The 442-nt window shown below is 61.1% G+C and carries 1 protein-coding gene; it reads right to left on the bottom strand.

Annotation, left to right across the window (positions count from 1 at the left end; genetic code table 11):
* Window positions 1-442 (bottom strand): replication initiation factor domain-containing protein (locus tag DF216_RS10450; protein ID WP_206280079.1); only part of this gene is annotated, 442 nt, incomplete at both ends.

The raw sequence follows: 442 nt of genomic DNA, 5'->3' as shown, positions 1-442 counted from the left end.
CCCCTTTGAGGTTGGTTGTACGGCCGCGATTTCGGGCCAGTGCGCTGCTGTGTCACCTGTGACCCACTTCGGCAGCGATGGCGAAGTGCAGGATTCGATTACCGACCGCAGGGACTGATCGTCCGGGCAGTTCTTGGCGATGAAATTGAGGGCCGCGCCGTACTGGCGGCGGATGTGGCGCCGAACGCTCTTCCAAGTCGCTTCAACGGCGGCTTTCGTGATTTCGATGCGCGTGGCGACACAGCGCAGAAAGGACAGGACCGGATAAGCCCCGAGCAGGTAGGAGGCCGGATCACGCAGAATGTCGAGCGGCAGTTCCTTGCGATTGGAGTTGCGGAACTGCGCCTCATAGCGCACCCACGGCGAACTCTTGTCGCCTTGTTCCCTGCCCTTCTCGTAGACGCGCAGTTGCTTCTCCGACTTCTTGCCGCCCACATAGAAC

Origin of the sequence: Streptococcus oralis, assembly GCF_004127215.1 — a bacterium.
GTDB classification, from domain to species: Bacteria; Bacillota; Bacilli; order Lactobacillales; family Streptococcaceae; genus Streptococcus; species Streptococcus oralis_BD.
This window is presented reverse-complemented; position numbering and strand designations above follow the sequence as displayed.